The sequence below is a fragment of the Kribbella pittospori genome, assembly GCF_004331465.1.
In the GTDB taxonomy this organism is placed as follows: Bacteria; Actinomycetota; Actinomycetes; order Propionibacteriales; family Kribbellaceae; genus Kribbella; species Kribbella pittospori.
Map to the genome: position 1 here is coordinate 464,588 of NZ_SJKB01000005.1, position 23,600 is coordinate 488,187.

Consider the following 23,600-nt stretch of genomic DNA (forward strand, 5'->3'; position numbering starts at 1 on the left):
GCTCAGCGGGCGATGGCCACCTCGGACCCGTTCCGGGCGGACTCGTAGATGGCGGTCAGGATGCGAGCCATCTCGAGACCTTGCTCCGCCGTGGCGTCGGCCGGGATCTCCCGGCGGCAGATCTGCAGGAAGTGGTCGATCTGGTTGGCGAATCCGACCGTGAAGTCGAACCCGAGCGAGTCGATCTGCGGCTGGATGTGCACCAGCGTGTCGTGCCGCTCGGTGATCATCAGCAGCTCGGGCTCGATCTCCGCACCGCCCTTGTCGCCGTGGATCTTCACACTCGTCGAGTTCCGCGCGTGCAGCGAGTACGACGTGTCGACGTCGAGAACCGCCCCGTTCTCGAATCGGACCTGCGCGGTCGCGTAGTCCTCGACGTTGTTCACCCGGGTCTCCGACGCGGCCCGGTACCGGGTCAGGTGCTTGATGTTGTCGCGGGCACCGAGCGGCGAGAAGGTCGCGCCCGACACCGACACCGGGGCGGGCATCCCCATCAGGTACCAGCACAGGTCAATGATGTGGACACCCAGGTCGATCAGCGGACCACCGCCCGAGACCGCCACGTCACCGAACCAGCCACCGGGGTTGCCGGCGGCCCGAATGATCGTCGCCCGCGCGGCGTAGATGTCGCCGAACTCGCCCTCATCCAGGAACCGCTTGGTGACCAGGGCGTTCGGGGCGAAACGGCGCACGTAGCCGATCTGCAGCGCCTGCCCGGTCTCCTTGGTCGCCTGGACCAGCGCCTCGGCCTCGGCGACGTTGACGGACATCGGCTTCTCGACCAGCACGTCCTTGCCCGCCCGCAGCGCGGCCTCGGCGAACTTGGCGTGCAGGAAGTTCGGCACGCAGATGCTCACCGCATCGATGTCGGGATCGGACAGGATCTCGTCGACGACATCGGTCGCCTTCGGCACGCCGAACTTGTCCGCCTGCGCCTTGGCGCGGGTCCGGTCGATGTCGCACACGGCGACCAGCTCGGCCTGCGGATTCTTCTGGTACGAGATCAGGTGCTGGGTGGCGATGGAACCCACCCCGATCACAGCAATGCGAGTCGTCATGTCAGGCAGCTCCAGCCAGTCTGAGAATGTTGTTGAGCGAGCGCTCGATGGCGTTCGGAGTCGACTCCAGGCCCTCGAACTCGAGGCTCACATGCAGTTCGGGCCTCGTGCCGACCAGAGCGAGCAGGCTCGTCAGGTCCAGATCTCCGTGCCCCGCGATCGTGCCGAGCAGGTAGTCGCCGGCCAGCGTCTTCAGCCAGCCATCCCCCGCCGACCGGCGGATGTGGAAGTCCTTCACGCCCACGATGGCCGCGATGTCGATCAGTCCGGCGGCGGTCTTGCCGGGCACCTCGCCGACGCAGAGTCCGTTGCCGAGGTCCAGCGTGACCCGGAAGTTCGGGCGATCCACGGCGTGCACGAGCCGGGCCAGCCGGTCGCTCCCGTTCATGAAGAAGCCGTGGTTCTCGATCGTCGACACGATGCCCAGCTCGGCGGCGTGGTCGGCCACCGCACGGCAGCCTTCGACGACCTTCTCGAACGTGGTCTCGAACTCCCCCGGGTCCTGCTCACGCCACGACCACGGCGCAACGTCGTGCCGGAAGATCCGAGCGCCGAACCGGTGCGCGACATCCAGCTGCCGGCGGAGGCGGTCGATCTCCTTGTCCTCCGCCGTCCGCAGGTCGCCGCTGACCAGATAGTTCACAATCGGTACGCCGATGTCGCCGGCATGCGCGGCCGCATCACGGACCACACCGTCGTTCTCCAGGTAGTACTCGCCGTCCATGGCGGCGATCTCCAGATGCCCCGCGGGTGACGACGCGACCCAATCCAGTACTGCGATCAGGTCCATCTCGCCGCTGGTCATCAGGCTGCGAAAGCAGTACGAGCTGACTCCTAGCTTCACGTGCTGGTCCTCTCCAGGTCGTGAGTGATCCGGCGCCACGGGCTGGGGTAGTCGTGAACGCCGTAGATGCGTGTGCTGAACTGGTCGAACGCTGTGCCGACCGCCCCGAGCACCACTGCCTCCCGGCCCAGGGCCGAGGCGACGAACGGTGGGCGCTCGGGGAAGAGCAACTCCCTCTCGACCGCGGCCTCGAGGGAACGAAGCAGCGCGGCACTTTCCTGCGCGGGTCCACCCCGCACGACCACGATCTCGGGATCGACGACCAGCAACACCGTGGCGATGCGTCCGGCGATCTGCGCACAGAAGTCGGCGATCTCCGCCTGGGCGTCCGCGTCGCCGGCGGCTGCCGCCTTCAGCACGGCCTCACCGGTCGGGTGTGACGTCCAGATCAGCTGTCCCCGGTCCGCGTTGCGTGTCCAGCGCATGCCGCGCTGCGCTCCGAGCTCGCCGGCCAGACGGTGGCGTCCTTGCCGGATGACTCCGTTCAGGACGATCGACACGGACAACCGATGGCCGATCTGGAGATAGACGACATCGGAGTACCCGCGTCCGGCGCCGCCGCGCTGCTCAGCGAGTGCGGCCAGCTTGATGTCGTTGTCGATGGCAACCGGACGGCCGAGCTCCTGCGACACGGTCTCCGCAATCGGGAGGCCGACGAGTTCGGGCAGTGCGAGGCTGGCACGCAGGTGACCGTTCGCCTCGACCACACCGGGGAGAGCCAGTCCGACCGCACGAAGGCGTTCGAGATCGAGAGAGCTCTCGTCCGCCGCGGCGTGAATCGCGCTCCGGATCGACGAGATCTCGGCAGGCCGTTCCCGCTGAAGCTCCGTGTAGCCCAGCCGGCGGCCGGACAGGTCGCAGATGATGGCTCGCACCCCGCGCGGACCGAGGTCCACTCCGGCGACAAGCCCCGACTCCCGGACAAACCGAAAGGCACGCGCAGGCCGCCCCGGCCCCACGATCGACGGATCGGTCGGCACGACCAGCCCGGCCTCGACGAGATCGTCGAGGACGGCGTGCACCGTCGGTCGCGACAGACCGGTCTCCGCGCTGATGACGCCGACGGTTTGCGCGTCGTCGGCGTCAGCCAGTGCGCGCAGGCAGGCGACCTGGTTCGCCGATCGCTCCGCCTGGGCGGCTCCTCGTGCAGTGTCCATCGACCTCAACTTATTATGCAACCGGCTTTATTAAAGACCGTATCAGAATCAGTCAGGACGTGGCAACCAACCGTTGCTCAAGGCAACGGTCAGCGCTGCAGGATGGTCCGCTCGACGACGGTCCAGGCCGTCGTGGTGAGCAGGTAGAGCCCTGCCGCGAGCGGGAGGAAGGCAGCGCTCAGCAGCGTGCCGAAGGGCAGGATCCGGGCGAGCCGGCGGGACAGGGGCGTCGCGGTCTCGTCGAGTTGGCGAAGCTGCAGGCGAGCCGAGAACCAGGCCACGACTCCGAGCAGTACGGCGAGTACCAGGAAGGCCGGCGTACCGGTGAGGACCGGCCAGTGCAGGCCGAGTGGTGCGCCGAGGAGGCTTCCGCTGATCAACTGGTTCGACTCCCCCGCCACCATCGCGCGGGAGAACAGCGTGTACATGAGCCAGAAGAACGGGAACTGCGCGAGCGTCGGCAGCAGTCCGGCGAAGACCGACGTACCGGACTCTGCCTGCAGCTTGGCGAGCTCACGCTGGAGACGCTCGGGATCACCGCGGTGACGATCGCTGAGCTTCTTCAGCTGAGGCATCAGTTCGGCGCGGGCACGCAACCCGCGATGCGCCCGCACACTGAGCGGGACCAGACACAGCCGTACGACGAGAGTGCAGACGACGATCGCGATCACGGCGGCATAGCTGCCGGCGAGCGGTTCGATGGCGGTGACGAGGGACGTGAGCAAGTGATAGGCACCGGCGACCGGTGCCTCCAGGAAGGAAGGCACAGCAGAACTCCACGAGTGAGAAGGAACGGGTAGCGAGGAAGTCCGCTACCGTCCCGGTGCTCGTGGGCGTGGCCGGCCGGCCGCGTCGGGATCGCGAAGAGACAGATAAGCAGTACGCCGGGCGTTGGCCCGGGTGGCGCTGACGCGCGCCGGCAGCGGCGAGGCGACCGTGCCCCGCGCCGACGAGCGCGCCACCACCAGCAGAGCGAACAGCAAGGCCGCCGCCGTGAAGACGGCGGCGGCCAGAGTTGCCGTGTCGAGGACAGGCATCACCAGCGCGAGTACGCCGGCGAGTGCCTGACCCATCGTCATCAGTCCAGGTAGTCCCGCAGGACCTGCGAGCGGGACGGGTGGCGCAGCTTCGACATCGTCTTGGACTCGATCTGCCGGATCCGCTCGCGGGTGACGCCGTACACCTTGCCGATCTCGTCCAGCGTCTTCGGCTGGCCGTCGGTCAGGCCGAAGCGCATCGAGACCACGCCGGCCTCGCGCTCGGACAAGGTGTCGAGCACCGCGTGCAACTGCTCCTGAAGCAAGGTGAACGAGACGGCCTCGGCCGGCACGATCGCCTCGGAGTCCTCGATCAGGTCGCCGAACTCGGAGTCGCCGTCCTCACCCAGTGGCGTGTGCAGCGAGATCGGCTCACGGCCGTACTTCTGCACCTCGATGACCTTCTCCGGGGTCATGTCGAGCTCCTTGGCGAGCTCTTCCGGAGTGGGTTCGCGACCGAGGTCCTGCAGCATCTGCCGCTGCACCCGGGCCAGCTTGTTGATCACCTCGACCATGTGCACCGGGATACGGATCGTCCGCGCCTGGTCTGCCATCGCGCGGGTGATCGCCTGCCGGATCCACCAGGTGGCGTACGTCGAGAACTTGTAGCCCTTGGTGTAGTCGAACTTCTCGACCGCGCGGATCAGACCGAGGTTGCCCTCCTGGATCAGGTCCAGGAACAGCATGCCGCGACCGGTGTAGCGCTTGGCCAGCGAGACCACCAGACGCAGGTTGGCCTCGAGCAGGTGGTTCTTCGCCCGGCGGCCGTCCTCGGAGATCCAGTCGTACTCGTCGCGGACCTTCTCCTTCAGCTTGGCGGCCTCATCGCCCAGTTGCTCCTCGGCGAACAGGCCGGCCTCGATCCGCTTGGCGAGCTCGACCTCCTGCTCGGCGTTCAGCAGCGGGACCTTGCCGATCTGCTTCAGGTAGTCCTTCACCGGGTCGGCGGTGGCCCCGGCCACCATCACCTGCTGCTCGGGCTCGTCGGTCTCGTCGGCCTCGGAGACGACGAAGCCCTCGTCCTCGGTCAGCTCCTTCTCCAGCGGCTTGACCGCGTCCGGGCTGAAGTCGGCCTCGTCGACATCGTCCAGCGAGCGCGGCTTGCCGGTCTTGGGGTCGATCGCCAAACCAGCTTCGGAGACCGCCTTCTTCGCCGGCGCTTTCTTCGCGGCGGCCTTCTTCGCGGGGATACCGTCCTCCTTGGTGCCGGCGGCAGGCTTGGCCGCGGTCTTCTTCACTGCCGCCTTCTTGGCTGCAGGCTCGGTCACTCGGGCGCTGGTCCTCGGAGCCGTGCTGCGGGCGGTGGCGGCCACGGCCCGGGCTGACTCGGCGGGAAGATTCTCGGACGAGCTGGACGACACGAATTACCTCTCGTCTGACGCAGGGTTTGTACGGCGGTACGGCGTTGTGTTGGTGCTGGTGATGCCAGGTACTCAGGGTGTTCTTGGGTACGACTGTGTGCGGCTGCTCGCTGGTCAGGCGGCGGCAACACTACATTGTAATCCGCGAACCAAGCCCGGGCGCGCCACGACCCCCCGATCGGCGCGCTCAGGCCCCCGCCGGGCGGGTGTTCCCGCGCCGGTGGAGGCCTGGTCGGTAGCGCCGTCGAACAGTGCGTTTGCGGTCGTCCGTTCTTCAGCCGTTCCGGGTCTGCCGCAGTGGACGGGCCACCACGCGTTGCCGGACCAGCTGCTGCTCCTGCTTGAACTGTCTCACCTTCACCAAAGACGCCACGTCGATCACGTCCGCGACGGACTTGTACGCGCCGTCCTCGCCGTACGGCTCGGATGCCTCGCGCCAGCCCCGCGGCCGGACCTTGAGTTGCTTGCCGAGCAGCGCGACGAAGATCTTCGCCTTCTGCGCGCCGAAGCCCGGCAGGGCCGACAACCTGGCCAGCAGGTCGTCCCCAGACTTCACATCGGACCACAGGCCCGAAGCGTTACCGCTGTACTCCTCGTCCAGGTGCTTGGCCAGCGTCTGGATCCGGGCCGCCATCGCGGTCGGGAACCGATGCACGGCCGGCGGACCGGCCACCACCTCGACGAACGCGTCCGGGTCGTAGTGCGCCACCGTGGACGGATCGAAGGGGCCGTCCATCCGCTTGGCGATCGCGACCGGTCCCGCGAACGCGCGCTCCATCGGAATCTGCTGGTCCAGCAACATGCCCACCAGCAGGGCGAAAGGATCTCTGCTCAGCATCTCGTCGGCGTCGGGCTGCTGTGCGAGGCACAGCTTCTTGCTGCGTGTCGAAGTCACCTCAGTCCTCCCCTTCGTCGGCCTTCACGGCCAGCACCGGACACGGAGCATCGAGCAGCACCCGCTGGGCGTTGCTGCCGAGAATGAGCTTGCCGACCGGGGACCGGCGCCGAAGCCCGATCACGATGAACTCGGCATGCACCTGCTCGGCGACGGCCACCAGGTCCTCCGCCGGGTCGAGTCCACGCACCAGTTGCCGCACCTCGTAAGGCACACCGGTCGAGTCCAGCTGCTCACGTACCTCCGTCAACGCGGCATCGCTGGCCGCGGCCTCATCGCTGTCGAAACTGCGCCCACCCCGGTGTGAGTTGACCACCACCAGCTTGGCGTCGCGAAGCGTCGCCTCTTCGGCCGCTCGCCGCAGGGCCGCACGGCCCTCGGCCTTCGGCACGTAACCCACGACGATGGTCGTCATCGCCCTGCCTCACCTCCGGGTGTCGTGTCGACCCGTCTCGAACGATACTGCTCCCGACCGTGGTCGGCATCCGCTGGATTTACACCAGCTGTGTCGCGGCCGTGACGGACGGCTGATCGTCGTGCGGGTAGTACTCCACCACCGCCCCGGCCGCCGATGTGGCAGCCACGCCGGTGCCCGAGTACTACCCGCGAGAAGACTGTCTAACCTTCCGGTGGCCACACCTTTGCAGGGCTGTCACCCGACGCGCCACCCCTGTAGTCCGGGTCGTTATCGAACTCGTCCACCCAGTTGCCTTGGGCAAGGTCGTAATGGTTCCGCCGGAGGGACCTCGGTTCCGCCCTGGCTGTCCAACGTTGTCGGAAAACAACTAACCGGTTCAGTCCACCGGCCACTCGTGCACAGGCGTGTTCTCGTGCATGTGATCGCGGTAGCGATGGAGCATTCCGCGCAGCGCGTCACGCCGTCCGTGCGATCCTTTTGTATACAGTCGGTGAAACTCGTCGGCCTGCCAGGACGCTCCGTTGCGGTTGGTCAGGCACCGTTGCTCGATGATTCCCAGCAGCCGATCACGCACCGCCGCGTCGACGCCCCAGGCGTCGAGACCGCGAGAAGCCAACGGGAGCAGGCGTCTGAGCACAAGCTCGGTCGCCCGGGCGGTCCCGACGCCCGGCCAGAACACCTCCGCGTCGATGCCGTGCCGCGCCGCCTCGTGGAAGTTCTCCTCCGCCGCGCTGAACGACATCTGTGACCAGATCGGCCGTTCGTCGTCGGCCAGCGCGCGGACCAGGCCGAAGTAGAACGCCCCGTTGGCGATCGTGTCGACCACGGTCGGGCCGGCCGGCAGCACGCGGTTCTCCACCCGCAGATGCGGCTTCTCCCGGACAACGTCGTACACGGGCCGGTTCCAGCGATAGATCGTCCCGTTGTGCAGCCGCAACTCCGAAAGAGCTGGGGTGTCGCCGCGATCGAGAACGGCGATCGGATCCTCGTCGGAGGTGACCGGCAGCAGCGCCGGGTAGTAGCGGGAGTTCTCCTCGAACAGGTCGAAGATCGAGGTGATCCATCGTTCTCCGAACCACACCCGCGGCCGGACGCCCTGCGTCTTCAACTCGTGGGTGCGGGTATCGGCGGCCTGCTCGAACAATGCGATCCGCGTTTCCCGCAATAGCTCCTTACCGAACAGGAACGGCGAGTTCGCACCCACGGCCAGTTGTACGCCGGAGATCGCCTGGGCCGCGTTCCAGTACCGCGGGAACGCCTCCGGTGTCACCTGCAGATGGAACTGCGTCGACGTACACGCGGCCTCGGGCACGATGCTGTCCGCGGTCACCTGCAACCGCTCGATACCGTCGATCCCGATCTGCACGTCCTCGCCGCGGGCGGCGAAGATCTGGTCGTTGAGCAAGGCGTAGCGCGGGTTCGTGCTGAGCGCCTCGCGATGGATGTGCTCGGTCAGCAGCGTCGGCAGGATCCCGACCACCACCATCGACGAGCCGGTCCGGGCTGCCTTCTCCTCGGCCGCGTTCAGGCTGTCGCGGATGTTCGACTCCATCGTGTCCAGGCCGATACCGTCAATCTGCCCGGGCGGAACGTTGATCTCGATGTTGAACTGGCCGAGCTCGGTCTGGAACGCGTCGTCCTCGATCGCGCTCAGCACCTCGGAGTTCTTGAACGCCGGATCGCACTTCTCGTCGACCAGGTTCAGCTCGATCTCGACCCCCGTCATCGGCCGGTCGGGCGCGAACCGCGCCTCGCGCAGCATCCGCGCGAAGGCGTCGAGATTGCGATGGACCTGGTTGCGGAACGCCGTCCGATCCGCCCGGGTGAATTCGACCCGGTCGACTTCCTCACCCATCTGCGCCTCCCCTGGTGGCTACTGGCCTCAGTGTGCCTGAAGGGTGCCCACCTGTGTGAGACGCAAGCGCGTGGTGGAGTCAGACCGGATAGACGATGAAGTGATCGCGCTCGATCCGGACCGGCTCCGGGCCGGCCTCGTCGAGGACCTGAGCCAGCTCGGTCAGTACGCCGGGATCGAGCTCCAACTCGTGCTCGTCGGGATGCTTGTCCGCGCCCATCTCGAAGTCGCGGCCGGGCTCCCGGGTCATTTCGATGTGCGCACCCAGGATCTGTTCGACCGGATTGCCCGCGGCAACGAACTCGGCCAGCCGGGCCACACTCGCCCGGAACGCCGGCCAGTCGAAGACGTACAGCCGGCCCGGGTACAGCGAGTCGCCGCTGAACAGCACCTTCGAGGTCCGGTCGTAGACGGCGATGTGCGACGCGTGGTGTCCCGGGATCGGGATGATGTCGAGCACCCGGTCGCCGAGATCGAGCTGGACCACCTCGTTCGGCCAGTCGGCGATCCCGAAATACGCCGCCACGTCCTCGGCCGTCTTGCCGACGACCTGATCGAACTCGGCGTCGCCACCGACGTGGTCGCCGTGGCTGTGGGTGTGCGCGACGATCAGCTCCTGACCGGACAACAGGCTCTCGACCACCGGCCGCAGCTTGGCGTCGCCGGTGCCGGTGTCGAGCAGCAGGGCGCGCTCGGTGCCGAGCAGCAGGTAGATGAACGGTCCTTCGAAACTGGTCCGCAGCGACTGGCGGATGATCGCCGTGCGCTCGTCGTACCAGTGGATTTGGTGTTCTGGGGCGGCCGGATCGGTGCCGTCGTCCCAGTGCGCGGGGAATGTCATTCCAGAATTGTCGGTCATACCAGGGAGACTGGTGTGGTGCGAGGGGATCCGTCGGTGCTGCATGTCGACCTGGACGCGTTCTTCGCGGCGGTCGAGCAGCGCGACAAGCCGTCGTTGCGGGGCAAGCCGGTCGTCGTCGGTGGCGTCGGCCTCCGCGGTGTCGTCTCGACCGCGTCGTACGAGGCCCGCAAGTACGGCGTGCGCTCCGCGATGTCGACGGCCGAAGCCCGGTCCCGCTGTCCACACGCGGCGTACCTCGGTCCACGCTTCGAGGTGTACCGGCGGAGCAGCCAGGCGGTGATGGCCGAGATGCGGGCGTTGTCGCCGCTGGTCGAGCCGTTGTCGCTGGACGAGGCGTTCGTCGATCTGTCCGCGTCCGGGCTGTCCGGGCTGACCGTCGAGGACGTGCAGGCGATCGCCCTGGACCTCAAGGCCGCGATCCGGAAGGCGAGCGGCGGTCTGACCGCATCGGTCGGCGCCGGTACGTCGAAGCTGATCGCGAAGATCGCCAGTGATTTGGACAAGCCCGACGGAGTGGTCGTCGTGCCGGCCGGGACGGAGGCGGAGTTCCTCGCGCCGATGCAGGTCACCGTGATCCCTGGTGTCGGGCCGGCGACCGCGCAGCGGCTCAGTATGGCCGGGGTGCGGACCGTCGGCGACCTCCAGCAACTCGACGAGGACGAGCTGATCCGTCAGGTCGGCTCGGCGCACGGCAGCAGCCTGTACCGGCTGGCGATCGCGGCCGACGACCGTCCGGTGGTGAGCGACCGGGAGACCAAGTCGGTCAGCGTCGAGGACACCTTCGAGACCGATATCATCGACCGCTCACTGCTGGCCGCGATCGGCGACCGGATGGCGCACCGCGTCTCCGAGCGCCTGCAGAAGGCACAGCTGTCCGGCCGCACGGTCACGGTCAAGACGCGGATGCACGACTTCACCACGCACACCCGGTCGTCCACGCTGGCCGGGCCGACCGACGACGCCCGGGTGATCGCGCGGGTGGCGCGACGGCTGCTCGACGACAGCGAGATCGGCGGCGGGATCCGCCTGCTCGGTGTTGGTGTCTCCTCGCTCGCGGACTGGATCCAGGACGACCTCTTCACCGAGAGCGAGTACGCCGACGCCCCGGTCGAGGTGGTCGAGTTGCCGGAGCGCCCGCGCGACCAGATCGGCTTCTATCCGGGGCAGGACGTCGCTCATCCCGACTACGGGCGCGGCTGGGTCTGGGGATCGGGTCGCGGCCGGGTGACGGTGCGGTTCGAGACGGCGGATACGCCGCCGGGTCCGGTCCGGACCTTCGCGGTCGACGACCCGGCCCTGACAAAAGTTGCTATCGGCTCAGCGGAAGGAGACGAGGAACCCGAAGGCGACCAGAACGGATTGAATGAATGAATGAGGTCACCGCCGAAGACGCACCGACAGGCACGTGACACAGCCTTCGAGCTTCTCGAACTCGCTGATGTCGACGACGACCGGCTGGTAGCCGAGCTGCTCGAACAGCTTCGCGGACTCGGGCGCCGAGGCAGCCATCAGCAGGCGACCCTCCCCCAGCAGTACGACGTGCGACCCGGCCTCCTCCGGCATCGGACGGAACGACTCGAACGCCTGCGGATCGTCGACGAGCGGCTCGTAGCCGATGACGGTCCCGTCCGGTAGTGCGGTCACCGCGGACTTGAGGTGCAGCACCTTCCGCACCGGCACCGCGCGGACCTCGGCTCCCAGCGGCGCGAGGGCCTCACGTAGTTGCCGGATGCCCTCGTCATTCGTGCGGCCGCCCTGTCCGACGTACACGGTCGAACCGATCTTGAGGATGTCGCCGCCGTCCAGCGTGCCGGGCTCAGTGATGTGGGTGACGCGGTAGCCCTGCGCGGCGACGGTTCGCTCGGCTTCGGCTGCCTCGGGCCGTCGCTCGTTCGCGCCTGATCGGGCGATCACCGCGAGGTCGCCGTACACGACCATCGTGTCCTCGACGAAGACGCCGTCCGGGCACTCGTCGATCGCCGGCACCTCGATCGTGGTCCAGCCGTGCGCCTCGAGCGCGTCGACGTACTGCTGCCATTGGCGTACGGCGAGAGCGGCGTCGACCGGAGTGCGTTCGATGTGGGTGACCAGGCCCTCGGCGAGGCGCGGGCCGGGGCGTCGGACTATGGCAGACGGCATCCGTGCAGGTTAGCCGGTGGTGGCCTGGGTACTGGCCGGGCTGACGCTTCTAGATGTGGAGGGCAACCGATGCCGAAGATCCTGCCGGCGACCGGCGGTGACGTGGTCGAGATCATCCTGGCGGACCACCGGTGGTTCGAGGAGGCGCTACGCGAACTGCGGGACGTGCGCAGCGACCGGTCCGCCGTGCTGGCTGACCTGGCGACTGTCCTGATCGCGCACGCTGAAGCGGAAGAGTCGAAGGTCTACCCGACGCTGCGGCGCAAGCACGCGATCGACGCCGACGAGGTCGAGCACTCCGAGCACGAGCACGACGAAGGCAACGCGGCATTGCTCGCGCTGATGGAGGTCGATGACACCAGCAGCGAGAAGTTCAGCGAGAACCTGCACGAGCTGTCCGAGGCCCTCACGCACCACCTGGACGAAGAGGAGCGCGACGTTCTCAACCCGGCGCGCACCGACGTGTCCGAGGAGACCCGGCGCAACCTCGGCGACGCGTTCGCCGAAGAGCGCGCCCGCCTGATCGAGTCCGGCTGCGGCCACATCGCCAACGTCCGCAAGATCGTCGAGAGTGCCTGAGGCTCACAGCGCGATGGTGAGGCCCTCTTCGGCCGCGATGACCTCGCCGTCGAATTCCTGCTGCGCCTCGGCGACCGAGATCGACCGATCGGAGCCGGGCCAGAAATGCGTCAGCAGCAGGCGTTTCGCACCACGCGCATGCCGACCGGCCTCGGTCGCCGTCATCAGGTAGCGCGGCGTCGTGTCCGGTGACGGCCCTTGATGGGTCGCGTCGGAGATCAACAGATCCGTGCCTTCGGCCAGCTTCCGCAGGTCAGGCGACGGACCGCTGTCTCCGGTGTAGGCGACGGACACCTCAGGCGCAGTGAGCCGGACGCCGAAGTTGGTCTTGTAGTGCGGCAACTCCACAGTCTCGACCGCGAACGGACCGAGTTGGGCAGTCACCGCAAGGTCGTGTACGTCGAAGACGGTCGCCGGATCCGGGTCCGGCTCGAGCGCCCGCAGTACGTCGATCACGTCCGGCGGACAGTGCAGCGGGACCGGCGGAGCGTCCGGCGCCTCGTAGTAGCGAACGCGCGCGAGGCCGCTCACGTCGACACAGTGGTCGGGATGCTGGTGGGTGACGACGACCGCGTCGACCTCACCCTTGGGGCGATGCTCCAGCAGTCGCGGCAGAGCGCCGTACCCGAGATCGAGGACGACGCGGAAACCGTCGTACTCGAGCAGGAAGCCGGCGCACGCCCGTCCCGCCTCCGGCCAGGCGCCGCACGAGCCGAGGACGGTGAGCGCCCTCAACGGACGGCGAACGGCTGGTCGCTGGGCACGATCTCCTTGCCCAGCGGCAGCAGCGAGATCGGGATCAGCTTGAAGTTGGTCAGGCCGAGCGGGATCCCGATGATCGTCACGCAGAGCGCGATCCCGGTGGCCAGGTGCCCGAGCGCCAGCCACCAGCCGGCGAACACGACCCAGATGATGTTGCCCAGTACGGCGCCTGCCCCGGCGCTCGGCTTGTCGACCATGGTCCGGCCGAACGGCCACAGCGTGAACCCGGCGATCCGGAACGCAGCGATGCCGAACGGGATGGTCACGATCAGCACGCAGCAGATCACGCCGGCGATCGCGTAGCCGATCGCCAGCCAGAACCCGGCCAGCACCAGCCAGATCAGGTTGAGAAGTGTCCTCATGCTGTCAGCCTGCCACCCGATGGGGTACTCCAGAACGATCCGCGCCACAAGCCCGGGATCATTCCGGGAGACCCTGACTCGGGAGCAGGCGTACTAGTACTCGTCGGTGCTCAGAGTGGCAAACGTCATCCCGGCGTTCATCAGGCGTTGCCGCAATGCCGGACCCATCGCGGCGGCAGTGGTCGTCTGGCCGGCCGTGGTCGGGAGCTCGTCGCGAGCGAGGCACAGAGCGCTCTCGGCCAGCATCTTGGCGGTCTCGTCGTACCCGGGATCGCCGCCGGCAACCTCGGTGATCACCTGCTTGCCGCCACCACGGCCGACGAAGCGGACGTTGAACCACGACCTTGCCCGGCGCTCCGGACTCGGCCCGTCGCCTGGCTGCAGTCGCTTGAGCAGTGCGTTCCGGGCCGGCGGGATCTGGGCTGCGGCCACCAGCAGGGCGGCGCCACCGATGCCTCCGGCAACCATTGGGAGGCGCTTCATCGCGGCGTAATGCGAGTACCGGAAGTCCGGGCCGTAGTCCTCGAGCAGACGGGCGGAGTACCCGACGATCTGTGGGTCGATGGTCGGCAACGGGACTGCCCAGAAGCCTTGCTGCCGGTGGATCCTGCCGGGGACTGCCCTAGCTTTCCGGCCGTCCGGCCCCGGCTCGGCGTGGCGACGGGCGCGGTGTGCTTCGAGGTTCTGCTTCGGACGCGAGAACGCCGTGATCGCGGTATGGAAGGTGCCGCCGGACGGACGGCCGCCGGCCCGCAACAGACCGTCGACCTGGATCGGGACGCGCCGGGGCAACTGCTCGACCGTGAACTGGACACCGAGATCGTACGGAATCGAGTCGAAGCCACAGGCGTGCACGATCCGGGCGCCGGTCTCAACGGCCCGTTGGTGATAGCGCACGTACATGCGATCGATGAACTCTGGCTCACCGGTCAGATCGAGGTAGTCCGTTCCGGCGTCCGCACAGGCTGCCACCACAGGCTCACCGTACTGAATGTAGGGACCGACAGTGGTGGCGACGACCGTGGCCGACTCGGCAAGGGCCTGCAGAGACTTGGGATCCGTGACATCGGCGTGCAGGACGTCCTTGCCGAAGGCTTCGAGCTTGCCTTGGTTGCGTCCGGCAACGGCCCATGTGAGGTCCGGCGGTGCGTTCTTGGCGAGGTACTCCGCTGTGAGCGCTCCGGTGAAGCCGCTCGCGCCGAGCAGGACGACGTCGTACTCGCGGCTCATTTGCCCGCGGCCTTCTCGGCGTCGGCGCGGCCGCCGGCGCCGGTTGCGCGGGAGGAGGCCGCGGCACCGCGCGCCTGGATGTCGGCGAGTGCGGCCCGGTCGGCCTTCGGCACGCTGAATCTCGAACCCGCCTCGATGACGTGCGGGATCACCCAGCGGAACACCTTCATCGCCCCGATCCAGCCCGGCACATGCACTGTCCGACGGCGCTTCCTGATCCCGTCGACGAACTTGTCCACCGCGAAGTCCAGCGGGTACACCTTGCTCGCCAGCGGGATGCCGGTACGCATCTTGCCGAACACCGGGTGCTCGTCCGCGCCACGCACCATGTCGGTGTCGACGAAGGTCATGTGTGCGACCCCGACCCGAACGCCCAGGTGCTTGAGCTCGGGCCGCAGCGTGTCCCCCATCGCCTCCACGCCGGCCTTCGCCACGTTGTACGCCGCCAGCCCGGGGATGTGAATGATCGCCGCGAGAGACGAGACCAGCAGCAGGTAGCCCTTGCTCTCCAGCAGATACGGCAGGGTCAGGTGGACGGACCGCCACACGCCGAGCAGGTCGACGTCCACGACGCGCTCCCACATCTTCGGGTCCATACTCCGGCTGAACCCGGGCGCGGCGATGCCGGCGTTCGCCATCACGACGTCGATCCGGCCGTACCGCTCGGCCACCGCCTCGACCGCGGTCCGCAGCGACTCGGTGTCGGTGACATCGGCCTCCCACCAACCCGCGTCCGGCCCGCAGTCCTCCGCGACCTTCTTCAGCTCGTCCGGCTCCAGGCCGATCAGTGCCAGCGTGGCGCCGTCCCGCGCCAGCTTCCGGGCGACCGCGGCGCCGATTCCGCGGGACGCGCCGGTGATGAGGACGACCTGACCACGCATCTGGACCTCCAGCTTGTTGAGTGGATACTCAACAGTAAGTGCTTGTTGACCTATTACTCAATAGACTGCCGGCATGACCCAGACCTCGTCCGCCCGGCTGCGCCCCGGCGAACGCCGCAACCAGATCCTCGCGGCGGCCCGCCGCGTCCTGGTCGCCGACCCGCACCGCGAACTCACGGTCGAACTGGTCGCCGCCGAGGCCAAGGTCTCCCCCGCCCTGCTGTTCCACTACTTCGGCTCGAAGAAGAAGTTCCAGTACGCCGTGATCGAGGAAGCCGCCGCCGAGGTCATGCTGCGCACCGCGCCCGACCCGTCGCTGCCGCCCGACGAACAGCTCAGGTCCGGCATCCGCGCCTTCGTCCGTGCGGTCCTCGAAGCCCCCCAGCTGTACCGCGCCACCCTGCTGATGTCAGCCGCCGGCGACCCCGACGTACGCGCACTGCACTCCGAGATCCGCCGGGTCTTCAGCACGTGGGTCATCAGCGCGGTCGCCCAGAGCGGCATCGAGATCACCCCGACGGTCGAGCTGGCCTGCCACGGCTGGCAGGGGTACGTCGAGCAGACCCTGCTCACCTGGATCGACAACCCGACCATCTCCCCAGAGGCCCTCGAGCACCTCTGCGAACAGTCCCTCGACGCCATCCTCACGACCACCGAGGGTTAGGGTTCACGGGTGCTGACGGTTGCCACGGTGAATGTGAACGGTGTCAGGGCCGCGTTCCGGCGCGGGATGGGTCCGTGGCTGGAGGAGACCGATCCGGATCTGTTGCTGATGCAGGAGGTTCGCGCGACGGACGACGTACTGCGGGAACAGCTCGGCGGGGACTGGAACATCGCGCACGCCGAGCCGTCGATCGACGGTCACAAGGGACGTGCGGGAGTCGCGGTGGCGAGCCGGCGGCCGATCAAGGACGAGCGGGGTGACATCGGGCCGGAGCGGTTCGCCGGATGCGGGCGGTGGGTCGAGGCGGACGTCGTACTGGACGACGGTACGACGCTGACGGCGGTGAGCACGTATGTGTTCACGGGTGAGTTCGAGACGCCGCCGCGGCAGGAGGAGAAGTACGCGTTCCTCGACGCGATCACGGCACGGCTGACCGAGTTGCGCGCGGACGGGCGGCACGTGCTGATGTGCGGCGACCTGAACATCGCGCACCGCGAGGTCGACCTGAAGGCCTGGAAGGCGAACCGGAAGAAGAGCGGCTTCCTCCCCGAGGAGCGCGCCTGGATGGATCGCTTGTTCGACTCCGGTTGGGTCGATCTGGGCCGACGCTTCGGCGGCGAAGGCCCCGGCCCGTACTCCTGGTGGTCGTGGCGCGGCAAGGCCTTCGACAACGACGCCGGCTGGCGGATCGACTACCAGATCGCCTCGCCCGAACTCGCCGAATCCGCCACCGGTTGCGTCGTCCACCGCGCCCCGACGTACGCCGAACGCTGGAGCGATCACGCTCCCGTCGTGGAGACGTACGACGTCTGATCCGGAGGCTGTGGAAACCGGCAGCCGCGGCCGGTCCCGGGCGGGTAGTCTCGCGGCATGTCCGAGTTGAATTCTTCCCCGAAGCCCCCGGTCGCCGCCCGCAAGCCGATCGAACGCAGTCATCACGGCGACGTGTTCGTCGACGACTACGAGTGGTTGCGGGACAAGACCGACAACGAGGTGCTGGACTACCTGCGCGCCGAGAACAGCTACACCGAGGCCCGGACGGCGCACCTCGAATCGTTGCGTGAGGCAATCTTCAAAGAGATCTCGGACCGCACCCTGCAGACCGACCTCAGCGTGCCGGCCCGGCATGGCGGGTACTGGTACTACTCCCGCACGGTCGAGGGCAAGCAGTACGGCATCCACTGCCGGGTGAAGGTGGACGGCGACCAGCCCCCGGCCACCGACGGCGAGATCGCCGGCGAAGAGGTCATGCTGGACGGTAACGAGGTGGCCGGCGACTCGGAGTTCTTCTCGCTGGGCACTGTCGACGTCTCCCCCGACGGCCGGCTGCTCGCGTACTCCGTCGACCTCAAGGGCGACGAGCGGTTCACGCTGCGGATCAAGGACCTCGCCACCGGCGAGCTGCTGCCGGACGAGCTGCCCGAGGTGCACTACGGCTCGGCCTGGTCCGCGGACGGGTCGACGATCTTCTACACCAAGGTCGACGACGCGTGGCGGCCGTTCCAGGTCTGGCGGCACACTCTCGGCGCGACCGACGACGTGCTGGTCAAGGAGGAGCCGGACGAGCGGTTCTGGGTCGGCGTCGACCTGACCCGCAACGAGCAGGCGATCCAGATCGCCCTCGGCAGCAAGATCACCAGCGAGGTCTGGCTGCTCGACGCCAACGACCCCACCGGCGAGCCGGTCCTCGTCGCGCCCCGCCGTGACGGCGTCGAGTACGACGTTGAGCACGCCGGCGACCAACTGCTGATCACGCACAACGCCGACGCGGCGAACTTCTCCCTCGCGAGCGCGTCACTGGACTCCCCCGGCTCCTGGACCACACTGATCGAGGGCGACGAGTCGAGCCGGCTGCTCGGTGTCGACGCGTTCGCCGACCACGTCGTCCTGTACCGCCGTCGCGACGCCCTCACCGAGCTCGCGATCATGCGCCGTACCGACGGGGGCTTCGGGGCGCCCGAGGTGCTCGAGTTCGAGGAGCCGATCTACACCGTCTCCCCCGGCCGCAACGACGAGTGGCACGACACTCGCTACCGGTTCGGCTACACGTCGCTGGTCACGCCGGGTTCGACGTACGACGTGGACGTCGCGACCGGTGAGCGGCGGCTGCTCAAGCAGCAGCCCGTGCTCGGTGGGGTCGACCTCGGCGCCTACACGCAGTACCGCGAGTGGGCGACGGCGAGCGACGGGACCAAGGTGCCGATCTCGCTGGTGGCGCGCAAGGACGTCGCGAAGGACGGCAACGCGCCGGTCGTGCTGTACGGGTACGGCTCTTACGAGAGCTCGATGGACCCGTGGTTCTCGATCCCGCGGCTGTCGCTGCTGGACCGCGGCGTCGTGTTCGCGATCGCCCACGTGCGCGGTGGCGGTGAGCACGGCCGGCACTGGTACGACAACGGCAAGATGCTGGCCAAGCGGAACACGTTCACCGACTTCATCGCCGCGGCCGAGCACCTGGTGAAGGACGGCTGGACCCGGCCGGAGCGGATCGTGGCGCAGGGTGGCAGCGCCGGCGGCCTGCTGATGGGCGCGGTGGCGAACCTGGCGCCGGAGGCGTTCGGCGGAATCGTCGCCGAGGTGCCGTTCGTGGACGCGCTGACGACGATCCTGGATCCGTCGCTGCCGTTGACGGTGATCGAGTGGGAGGAATGGGGTAATCCGCTCGAGGACCCCGCGGTGTACGAGTACATGAAGTCCTACTCGCCGTACGAAAACATCACCGCCCAGCGGTATCCGCGGATCCTCGCGATCACCAGCCTGAACGACACCCGGGTGTTCTTCGTGGAACCCGCGAAGTGGGTGGCCAAACTCCGGGCGATCGCCGATGCCGACGTACTGCTGAAAACCGAAATGGAGGCCGGCCACGGCGGCCGCAGCGGGCGGTACGACGCCTGGCGCGAGATCGCCTTCAGCCTGGCCTGGGAACTCGACACCCTCGGCCTGGCCTGACCCTCGTTTCGGGCGGGAACACGGCGGGTACCTGCGGCGTTGCTGCTGGTTGGAGAGGTTGGAGGCAAGGTTCTGCCGGCACCACGTACGGCGTGTGTTGTGCAACACACAAGGCACCGGAGGCGGTGGTGATTCTGGCAGGATTCTCAGGTTTCTTCCGTGGGGTGCCGCTGGGCACCGCAGGCGAATTCCCGCGCAAAGCAACGGGGAATTCGGACGCGCGGACGCAAAGGCGGTCGGGAAGCGGACACGAGCGGCTCCTGGACACCGGTTTCCAGGGCGCGATCGTGCCAGGAACTCTCAGGGAACCTTCAGGGTGTTTACACACTCGTCGTGGAATCTTGAACCTCACTCGAGCGTTGCTCTCCATGTAACGACGAAGGGAGTTTCGGTGGCTCGCATGGCTCGTGTCCGCTCGGCGGACGACGGTATCGACGGCAAGGACAGCGTCGGTCTCTACCTCGAAGAGATCGCGCGGACGCCTTTGCTGACGGCTGAGGAAGAGGTCGAGCTCGCTGAGACGGTTGAGGCAGGTCTCCTGGCGGAGCAACTGCTGGCCGAGGGGCGGGTTGGACGCAAGAAGGGCGGAGCGCCCAAATATGCGACGGAGGAAGAGCTGGAGTGGCTGGCCGAAGAGGGCCAGCGCGCGCAGCAGCGGTTCGTGACCGCGAACCTCCGGTTGGTGGTGTCGATCGCGCGCCGGTACGGACGATCCCAGATGCCGCTGCTGGACCTGGTCCAGGAGGGCAACACGGGTCTGATCCGGGCGGTGGAGAAGTTCGACTACCGGAAGGGATTCAAGTTCTCGACGTACGCGACCTGGTGGGTGCGGCAGGCCATCACCCGCGGTATCGCGCAGCAGGCCCGAGTGGTCCGGCTGCCGGTGCACGTGGTGGAGCAGCTGAACCAGATCGGGTCGGCCCGGCGGACGCTGGAGCGCAAGCTCGGCCGTGAGCCGGAGATCGACGAGATCGCGGCGGAGCTGGACCTGGACGTGGATCGGGTCACCGAGTTGATCCGGATCGGCCGGGACCACATCAGCCTGGACAACCCGATCGACGACGAGGGCGAGACCTCGCTGGGCGACCTGATCGCGGCCGAGACCGCGCCGGGCCCGGACCAGCTGGTCGCCGACGCGTCGGACCGCTCGGGCCTGTTCAGCCTGGTCGACCAGCTCGACCCGCGGTCGGCCGACGTGATCCGGCGGCGGTACGGCCTGCACGACGGCCGGCAGGCCAAACTCGCCGACATCGGCGCCGTGCACGGCATCTCCGCCGAGCGCGTCCGCCAGATCGAGCGCGAGGCCCTTGGCCGCCTGCGCCTGCTGGCAGACCCGACCCTCGCCGCGTAACCCCCACCCCGAAACCCCTCGAAGGACCCCCAGCCCACCGGCTGGGGGTCCTTCATTTCTCAGCTCTGTCACTGTCGCCGGTTGGCTGCCGGCGGTGGCGCATCGAACACGTGATGTAGTCAGGCGACGGCTTTGTTCCAGGTGTCGATGAGGGCCGGGAGCTCGGACAGCCGCTGGACGGTCGCGTCCGGCTCGCCCTCGGTGTGACCGATCTGCTCGACCGGGATCGCGCTGTGCGGGATGTGCGCCGCCCGCATGCCGACGTTCTGCGCGCCCCAGACGTCGTCGAAGAGCCGGTCGCCCACGAACAGGCACCGAGACGGCTCCGACTCCCCCACCGCCCGCATGGCCGACAGGAACGCCTCCGGGTGAGGCTTCGTGTACGGGATCTCGCTGGTGTAGACGGCCCCGTCCAGCAATTCCAGTACGCCGTCCCGCTCGAAGATCTCCTCGTGGCGGCTGCGCGACCAGATCGTGTTCGACAGCACTCCGACCTTGAGCCCGCGGGCCCGCAGGTCGCGCAGAGTGTCGATCGCGTCGGACTCGAGTTCGGTGTGCGGGTGCCACTGCCGCTCGTACTCAACCTGCGCCGCCGGGGTCATCACCACATCGGCCAGCAGGCACACCTCCTCGAGCGTGCTGCTCAGGTGCCGGTCGCGCGACCGCGCCCAGACCGAGGCCTCCGCCTCGAACAGCCGGCTCGCGAGCTCGTCCGCCCGGGCCTCGTCGATCACCGCCGCCACCGTCCGCCAGACGGCGTACAGGTCGACGGTGTGCCAGGTCGCCAGTGTGCCGCCCCAGTCGAACAGGACGGCCTCGATCTTCGTGTTCGTCACGCGCCTACCCTGGCAGACGGCCCGGACAATTCTCGCCCGGTTTTCGTCAGCTCACCGGTCAGCTCACCCGGGCGATCCGGTTCCGCTTCGACACCCACACCACGGCGGCCGCGTAGAACGCGAGGCACGGGATGTCCAGCGCCAGCAACGTCCACGGGGCACCGCCCTGCTGGTCCCAGCCGTCCAGCTGTCCAGTTGCCGCAGGCAACAAGAACGCGAACAGGTTGTTCATCGCGTGCAGCGCGATGCCGGCCTCCAGCCCACCGGTGCGCACCGTCAGCCACGCGATGGTGACCGCGAACAGGAAGATGTCCGCCATCGCCCAGCCTGTGTACCCGTGCGCCGACACGAACGCCAGGCTGCTGAGCACGATGCCCGGCCAGGGCGAACGGAACAGCACCCGGAGCCAGCGCGCACGACCCTCCGGCCGGTCCGGACCGTAGGCGCCGATCGCCTGGAGCAGCCAGCCGCGGAACACGAACTCCTCGGCCGCGGACTGGAACGGCACCAGCAGCAGGATCACCACCGCCGGCACGATGAACGCACTGAAGCCGACCCACGAACCGTCGTCGGTCGCCGTCGCGTCACTGTTCGGGAAGATCGCGTCGGCGAGGATGCCCAGCCCGTAGGACAGCACCAGGTAGCCGAGACCGGGCAGGCAGCACAGCCCCAGCCAGCGCCAGCGGATCCGGTTCAGGACGGACGCCACGCTCCAGGCCGGCCGTCGCTGGATCACCCAGGCGGTCAGCATGACGAACGGCGTCAGGACTCCGAGCATGACCAGGGTGACGGCCAGGTTCTCGGTGTCGCTCGGGAAGATGTCATTGCCCTGCGGCTCGACGAACTCGCCCGCGATGAGCGTGTGGACGATCTCCCAGCCGACCAGCACCGCGGCGGTCAGGAAGAAGGCACCGGAGGCGAGGAACAGCGTGCCGACGATCGGCCGCCACCACCTGTGCTTCGGCGTCCGCGCGAGCCGGTGGTACGGCGTACCCGCGGGAGCCGGGACGATGCGCGGCTCGCGGTAGGCGTACTGACCCGGGTACGGCGGCGGTGCGCCGTACTGCTGCTGTTGGTGCGGCCCGGGCCACTGCGGCTGGTAGGGCCCGGGCTGCTGGTACGGGCCCGGCTGGTACGGGCCGGGACCCTGGTAGGGGCCGGGCTGTTGGTAGGGACCCGGTTGGGGGTAGGGCGGGGGCGGCGGGTAGTGACCGGGCTGCGAGGATGGGCCCGGTTGGTACGGCGGGACCCACGGGTTCGGTTGGTTGCCGGGGGGCGGCGAGTCCTGTGGGCGCGGTTCGCCCGATTGCGGGTCCATGAATGGACTCTAGAAGATCGGGCCAAGGAGCTGGAGGAGAACACAGTGGTGACTGATCCGACCCTTGGTGCAGCGGCCACGACGCGGGCCTTGCCGCAGTCGGTGCTGATGCCGTTGACCGGTTCGGCGATCTTCCTCGTGGTCCGGATCGAGCCGGGCGGCGAGGAGACCACCCGCGATCTGCTCGAACGGGTCAGTGGTCTGATCCGGTCCGTCGGCTTCCGGGTGCCTGCCGGGAATCTGTCGTGCGTCACCAGCATCGGGTCGGACGTGTGGGACCGGCTGTTCAGCGGACCGCGACCCGCCCAGCTGCACCCGTTCATCGAACTCAACGGCGCCAAGCACCGCGCCGTCTCCACCCCTGGCGATCTCCTCTTCCACATCCGCGCCGCACACCTGGACCAGTGCTTCGAGCTGGCCGGTCAGATCATGAAGGCCCTCGACGGCGCCGCGACGGTCGTCGACGAGGTCCACGGCTTCAAGTACTTCGAGATGCGCGACCTGCTCGGCTTCGTCGACGGCACCGAGAACCCGGCCGGCTCCGAGGCCGAGGACGCCGTACTGGTCGGGGCCGAGGACCCGAACTTCGCCGGTGGCAGCTACGTCATCGTGCAGAAGTACCTGCACGACCTGAAGGCGTGGAACGCGCTGACCGTCGAGCAGCAGGAGCTGGCGATCGGCCGGACCAAGCTCGACGACATCGAGCTGTCCGACGGTGACAAGCCGAGCAACGCGCACATCGCGCTGAACGTGATCGAGGACGAGGACGGGAACGAGCTGCAGATCCTGCGCGACAACATGCCGTTCGGGACAATCGGGACGCAGGAGTTCGGCACCTACTTCATCGGCTACGCCAAGACCCCGTCGGTCACCGAGCTGATGCTCCGCCGGATGTTCATCGGCGAGCCCGAGGGCAACTACGACCGCATCCTCGACTTCTCCACCGCGGTCACCGGGTCGCTGTTCTTCACCCCGACCGCCGAGTTCCTCGACGACCTGCCGCCCGCACCCTGATCCTTGGATTTCCGGGTCCGCCGGACTG

24 protein-coding genes are annotated in these 23,600 nt (G+C 68.0%); 7 read left to right on the forward strand and 17 right to left on the reverse strand.

All coding sequences use genetic code 11. The annotated features are described in order from the left end of the window. Positions 1 to 2 precede the first annotated feature (2 nt). The 10 genes from E0H73_RS19000 to E0H73_RS19045 form a co-directional block, all read right to left on the reverse strand. Positions 3 to 1,058, reverse strand: coding sequence for a Gfo/Idh/MocA family protein (locus E0H73_RS19000; RefSeq protein ID WP_131357811.1), 1,056 nt, complete (start codon positions 1,056 to 1,058; stop codon positions 3 to 5). 1 nt (position 1,059) lies between these two features. Continuing rightward, complete coding sequence (locus E0H73_RS19005; RefSeq protein WP_131357814.1) at positions 1,060 to 1,902, reverse strand: sugar phosphate isomerase/epimerase family protein; 843 nt, start codon at positions 1,900 to 1,902, stop codon at positions 1,060 to 1,062. Next, on the reverse strand, positions 1,899 to 3,059 hold the full coding sequence (locus tag E0H73_RS19010; RefSeq protein WP_131357817.1) for an ROK family transcriptional regulator: 1,161 nt from the start codon (positions 3,057 to 3,059) through the stop codon (positions 1,899 to 1,901). The genes E0H73_RS19005 and E0H73_RS19010 overlap by 4 nt, the downstream gene beginning before the upstream one ends. 89 nt (positions 3,060 to 3,148) lie before the next feature. Further along, positions 3,149 to 3,826: a YidC/Oxa1 family membrane protein insertase gene (locus E0H73_RS19015; RefSeq protein ID WP_131357820.1), complete on the reverse strand. Its 678-nt coding sequence runs from the start codon at positions 3,824 to 3,826 to the stop codon at positions 3,149 to 3,151. A 45-nt stretch (positions 3,827 to 3,871) separates the two neighbouring features. Next, positions 3,872 to 4,132: a DUF6412 domain-containing protein gene (locus E0H73_RS19020; RefSeq protein ID WP_238164084.1), complete on the reverse strand. Its 261-nt coding sequence runs from the start codon at positions 4,130 to 4,132 to the stop codon at positions 3,872 to 3,874. A gap of 5 nt (positions 4,133 to 4,137) precedes the next feature. Next, complete coding sequence (locus E0H73_RS19025) at positions 4,138 to 5,457, reverse strand: RNA polymerase sigma factor (RefSeq protein ID WP_131357826.1); 1,320 nt, start codon at positions 5,455 to 5,457, stop codon at positions 4,138 to 4,140. 274 nt (positions 5,458 to 5,731) lie between these two features. After that, complete coding sequence (locus tag E0H73_RS19030) at positions 5,732 to 6,352, reverse strand: HhH-GPD-type base excision DNA repair protein (protein WP_131357829.1); 621 nt, start codon at positions 6,350 to 6,352, stop codon at positions 5,732 to 5,734. Position 6,353: 1 nt separating this feature from the next. Beyond that, complete coding sequence (locus E0H73_RS19035) at positions 6,354 to 6,767, reverse strand: universal stress protein (RefSeq protein ID WP_131357832.1); 414 nt, start codon at positions 6,765 to 6,767, stop codon at positions 6,354 to 6,356. A gap of 379 nt (positions 6,768 to 7,146) precedes the next feature. Beyond that, positions 7,147 to 8,625, reverse strand: coding sequence for a glutamate-cysteine ligase family protein (locus E0H73_RS19040; RefSeq protein WP_131357834.1), 1,479 nt, complete (start codon positions 8,623 to 8,625; stop codon positions 7,147 to 7,149). A gap of 79 nt (positions 8,626 to 8,704) precedes the next feature. Continuing rightward, positions 8,705 to 9,466: an MBL fold metallo-hydrolase gene (locus E0H73_RS19045; protein ID WP_202867445.1), complete on the reverse strand. Its 762-nt coding sequence runs from the start codon at positions 9,464 to 9,466 to the stop codon at positions 8,705 to 8,707. A gap of 36 nt (positions 9,467 to 9,502) precedes the next feature. Between E0H73_RS19045 and E0H73_RS19050 the strand changes: the two genes are divergently transcribed. Further along, positions 9,503 to 10,858 carry a DNA polymerase IV gene (locus E0H73_RS19050; protein WP_238164099.1) on the forward strand — a complete coding sequence of 452 codons (1,356 nt, stop codon included), beginning with the start codon at positions 9,503 to 9,505 and terminating at the stop codon, positions 10,856 to 10,858. Positions 10,859 to 10,864: 6 nt separating this feature from the next. On the opposite strand, the gene ddaH is transcribed toward E0H73_RS19050, so the two are convergent. Further along, positions 10,865 to 11,626, reverse strand: a complete 762-nt coding sequence (gene ddaH / locus E0H73_RS19055; protein WP_131357842.1) for a dimethylargininase — start codon at positions 11,624 to 11,626, stop codon at positions 10,865 to 10,867. Between the two features lie 69 nt (positions 11,627 to 11,695). On the opposite strand from ddaH, the gene E0H73_RS19060 reads away from it, so the two are divergent. Then, complete coding sequence (locus E0H73_RS19060) at positions 11,696 to 12,205, forward strand: hemerythrin domain-containing protein (RefSeq protein WP_131357845.1); 510 nt, start codon at positions 11,696 to 11,698, stop codon at positions 12,203 to 12,205. Between the two features lie 3 nt (positions 12,206 to 12,208). Here the strand turns inward: E0H73_RS19060 and E0H73_RS19065 are convergent, their stop codons facing one another. The 4 genes from E0H73_RS19065 to E0H73_RS19080 all read right to left on the reverse strand — a co-directional run bounded on the left by E0H73_RS19065 (position 12,209) and on the right by E0H73_RS19080 (position 15,440). Further along, positions 12,209 to 12,940: an MBL fold metallo-hydrolase gene (locus E0H73_RS19065; RefSeq protein WP_131357847.1), complete on the reverse strand. Its 732-nt coding sequence runs from the start codon at positions 12,938 to 12,940 to the stop codon at positions 12,209 to 12,211. After that, positions 12,937 to 13,329: a YccF domain-containing protein gene (locus tag E0H73_RS19070; protein WP_131357851.1), complete on the reverse strand. Its 393-nt coding sequence runs from the start codon at positions 13,327 to 13,329 to the stop codon at positions 12,937 to 12,939. Before E0H73_RS19070 ends, E0H73_RS19065 begins: the two co-directional genes overlap by 4 nt. A 93-nt stretch (positions 13,330 to 13,422) precedes the next feature. Next, positions 13,423 to 14,559, reverse strand: a complete 1,137-nt coding sequence (locus tag E0H73_RS19075) for a saccharopine dehydrogenase family protein (protein WP_131357854.1) — start codon at positions 14,557 to 14,559, stop codon at positions 13,423 to 13,425. Beyond that, positions 14,556 to 15,440: an SDR family oxidoreductase gene (locus tag E0H73_RS19080; protein ID WP_131357857.1), complete on the reverse strand. Its 885-nt coding sequence runs from the start codon at positions 15,438 to 15,440 to the stop codon at positions 14,556 to 14,558. Before E0H73_RS19080 ends, E0H73_RS19075 begins: the two co-directional genes overlap by 4 nt. A 73-nt stretch (positions 15,441 to 15,513) precedes the next feature. On the opposite strand from E0H73_RS19080, the gene E0H73_RS19085 reads away from it, so the two are divergent. The 4 genes from E0H73_RS19085 (at position 15,514) to E0H73_RS19100 (ending at position 20,404) form a co-directional block, all read left to right on the forward strand. Next, the gene (locus E0H73_RS19085; RefSeq protein WP_131357860.1) at positions 15,514 to 16,104 is read left to right on the forward strand and encodes a TetR/AcrR family transcriptional regulator; all 591 of its coding nucleotides are present in this window, start codon (positions 15,514 to 15,516) and stop codon (positions 16,102 to 16,104) included. 9 nt (positions 16,105 to 16,113) lie between these two features. Further along, positions 16,114 to 16,917 (forward strand): exodeoxyribonuclease III, encoded by an 804-nt coding sequence (gene xth, locus E0H73_RS19090; protein ID WP_131357863.1) that lies wholly within the window; start codon positions 16,114 to 16,116, stop codon positions 16,915 to 16,917. Positions 16,918 to 16,974: 57 nt separating this feature from the next. Beyond that, positions 16,975 to 19,053 (forward strand): S9 family peptidase, encoded by a 2,079-nt coding sequence (locus E0H73_RS19095; RefSeq protein WP_202867446.1) that lies wholly within the window; start codon positions 16,975 to 16,977, stop codon positions 19,051 to 19,053. Positions 19,054 to 19,444: 391 nt separating this feature from the next. Then, positions 19,445 to 20,404 carry a sigma-70 family RNA polymerase sigma factor gene (locus tag E0H73_RS19100; protein ID WP_131357865.1) on the forward strand — a complete coding sequence of 320 codons (960 nt, stop codon included), beginning with the start codon at positions 19,445 to 19,447 and terminating at the stop codon, positions 20,402 to 20,404. Between the two features lie 119 nt (positions 20,405 to 20,523). Here E0H73_RS19100 and E0H73_RS19105 read toward each other — a convergent pair whose 3' ends face one another. Beyond that, entirely contained in the window at positions 20,524 to 21,240 is a 717-nt protein-coding gene (locus E0H73_RS19105) for an HAD family hydrolase (protein ID WP_131357867.1), read from the reverse strand. Between the two features lie 58 nt (positions 21,241 to 21,298). Further along, entirely contained in the window at positions 21,299 to 22,558 is a 1,260-nt protein-coding gene (locus tag E0H73_RS19110; protein WP_131357870.1) for a CPBP family intramembrane glutamic endopeptidase, read from the reverse strand. 48 nt (positions 22,559 to 22,606) lie between these two features. On the opposite strand from E0H73_RS19110, the gene E0H73_RS19115 reads away from it, so the two are divergent. Next, on the forward strand, positions 22,607 to 23,572 hold the full coding sequence (locus E0H73_RS19115) for a Dyp-type peroxidase (protein ID WP_238164085.1): 966 nt from the start codon (positions 22,607 to 22,609) through the stop codon (positions 23,570 to 23,572). The last annotated feature ends 28 nt before the right edge of the window (positions 23,573 to 23,600 follow it).

Coding starts and splice junctions, on each gene's coding strand:
- E0H73_RS19060 (WP_131357845.1), top strand. CDS start 11,696: ATGCCGAAGATCCTGCCGGCGACCGGCGGTGACGTGGTCGAGATCATC.
- E0H73_RS19045 (WP_202867445.1), bottom strand. CDS start 9,466: ATGACATTCCCCGCGCACTGGGACGACGGCACCGATCCGGCCGCCCCA.
- E0H73_RS19010 (WP_131357817.1), bottom strand. CDS start 3,059: ATGGACACTGCACGAGGAGCCGCCCAGGCGGAGCGATCGGCGAACCAG.
- E0H73_RS19085 (WP_131357860.1), top strand. CDS start 15,514: ATGACCCAGACCTCGTCCGCCCGGCTGCGCCCCGGCGAACGCCGCAAC.
- E0H73_RS19020 (WP_238164084.1), bottom strand. CDS start 4,132: ATGGGTCAGGCACTCGCCGGCGTACTCGCGCTGGTGATGCCTGTCCTC.
- E0H73_RS19035 (WP_131357832.1), bottom strand. CDS start 6,767: ATGACGACCATCGTCGTGGGTTACGTGCCGAAGGCCGAGGGCCGTGCG.
- E0H73_RS19070 (WP_131357851.1), bottom strand. CDS start 13,329: ATGAGGACACTTCTCAACCTGATCTGGCTGGTGCTGGCCGGGTTCTGG.
- E0H73_RS19075 (WP_131357854.1), bottom strand. CDS start 14,559: ATGAGCCGCGAGTACGACGTCGTCCTGCTCGGCGCGAGCGGCTTCACC.
- ddaH (WP_131357842.1), bottom strand. CDS start 11,626: ATGCCGTCTGCCATAGTCCGACGCCCCGGCCCGCGCCTCGCCGAGGGC.
- E0H73_RS19000 (WP_131357811.1), bottom strand. CDS start 1,058: ATGACGACTCGCATTGCTGTGATCGGGGTGGGTTCCATCGCCACCCAG.
- E0H73_RS19040 (WP_131357834.1), bottom strand. CDS start 8,625: ATGGGTGAGGAAGTCGACCGGGTCGAATTCACCCGGGCGGATCGGACG.
- E0H73_RS19095 (WP_202867446.1), top strand. CDS start 16,975: ATGTCCGAGTTGAATTCTTCCCCGAAGCCCCCGGTCGCCGCCCGCAAG.
- E0H73_RS19110 (WP_131357870.1), bottom strand. CDS start 22,558: ATGGACCCGCAATCGGGCGAACCGCGCCCACAGGACTCGCCGCCCCCC.
- E0H73_RS19080 (WP_131357857.1), bottom strand. CDS start 15,440: ATGCGTGGTCAGGTCGTCCTCATCACCGGCGCGTCCCGCGGAATCGGC.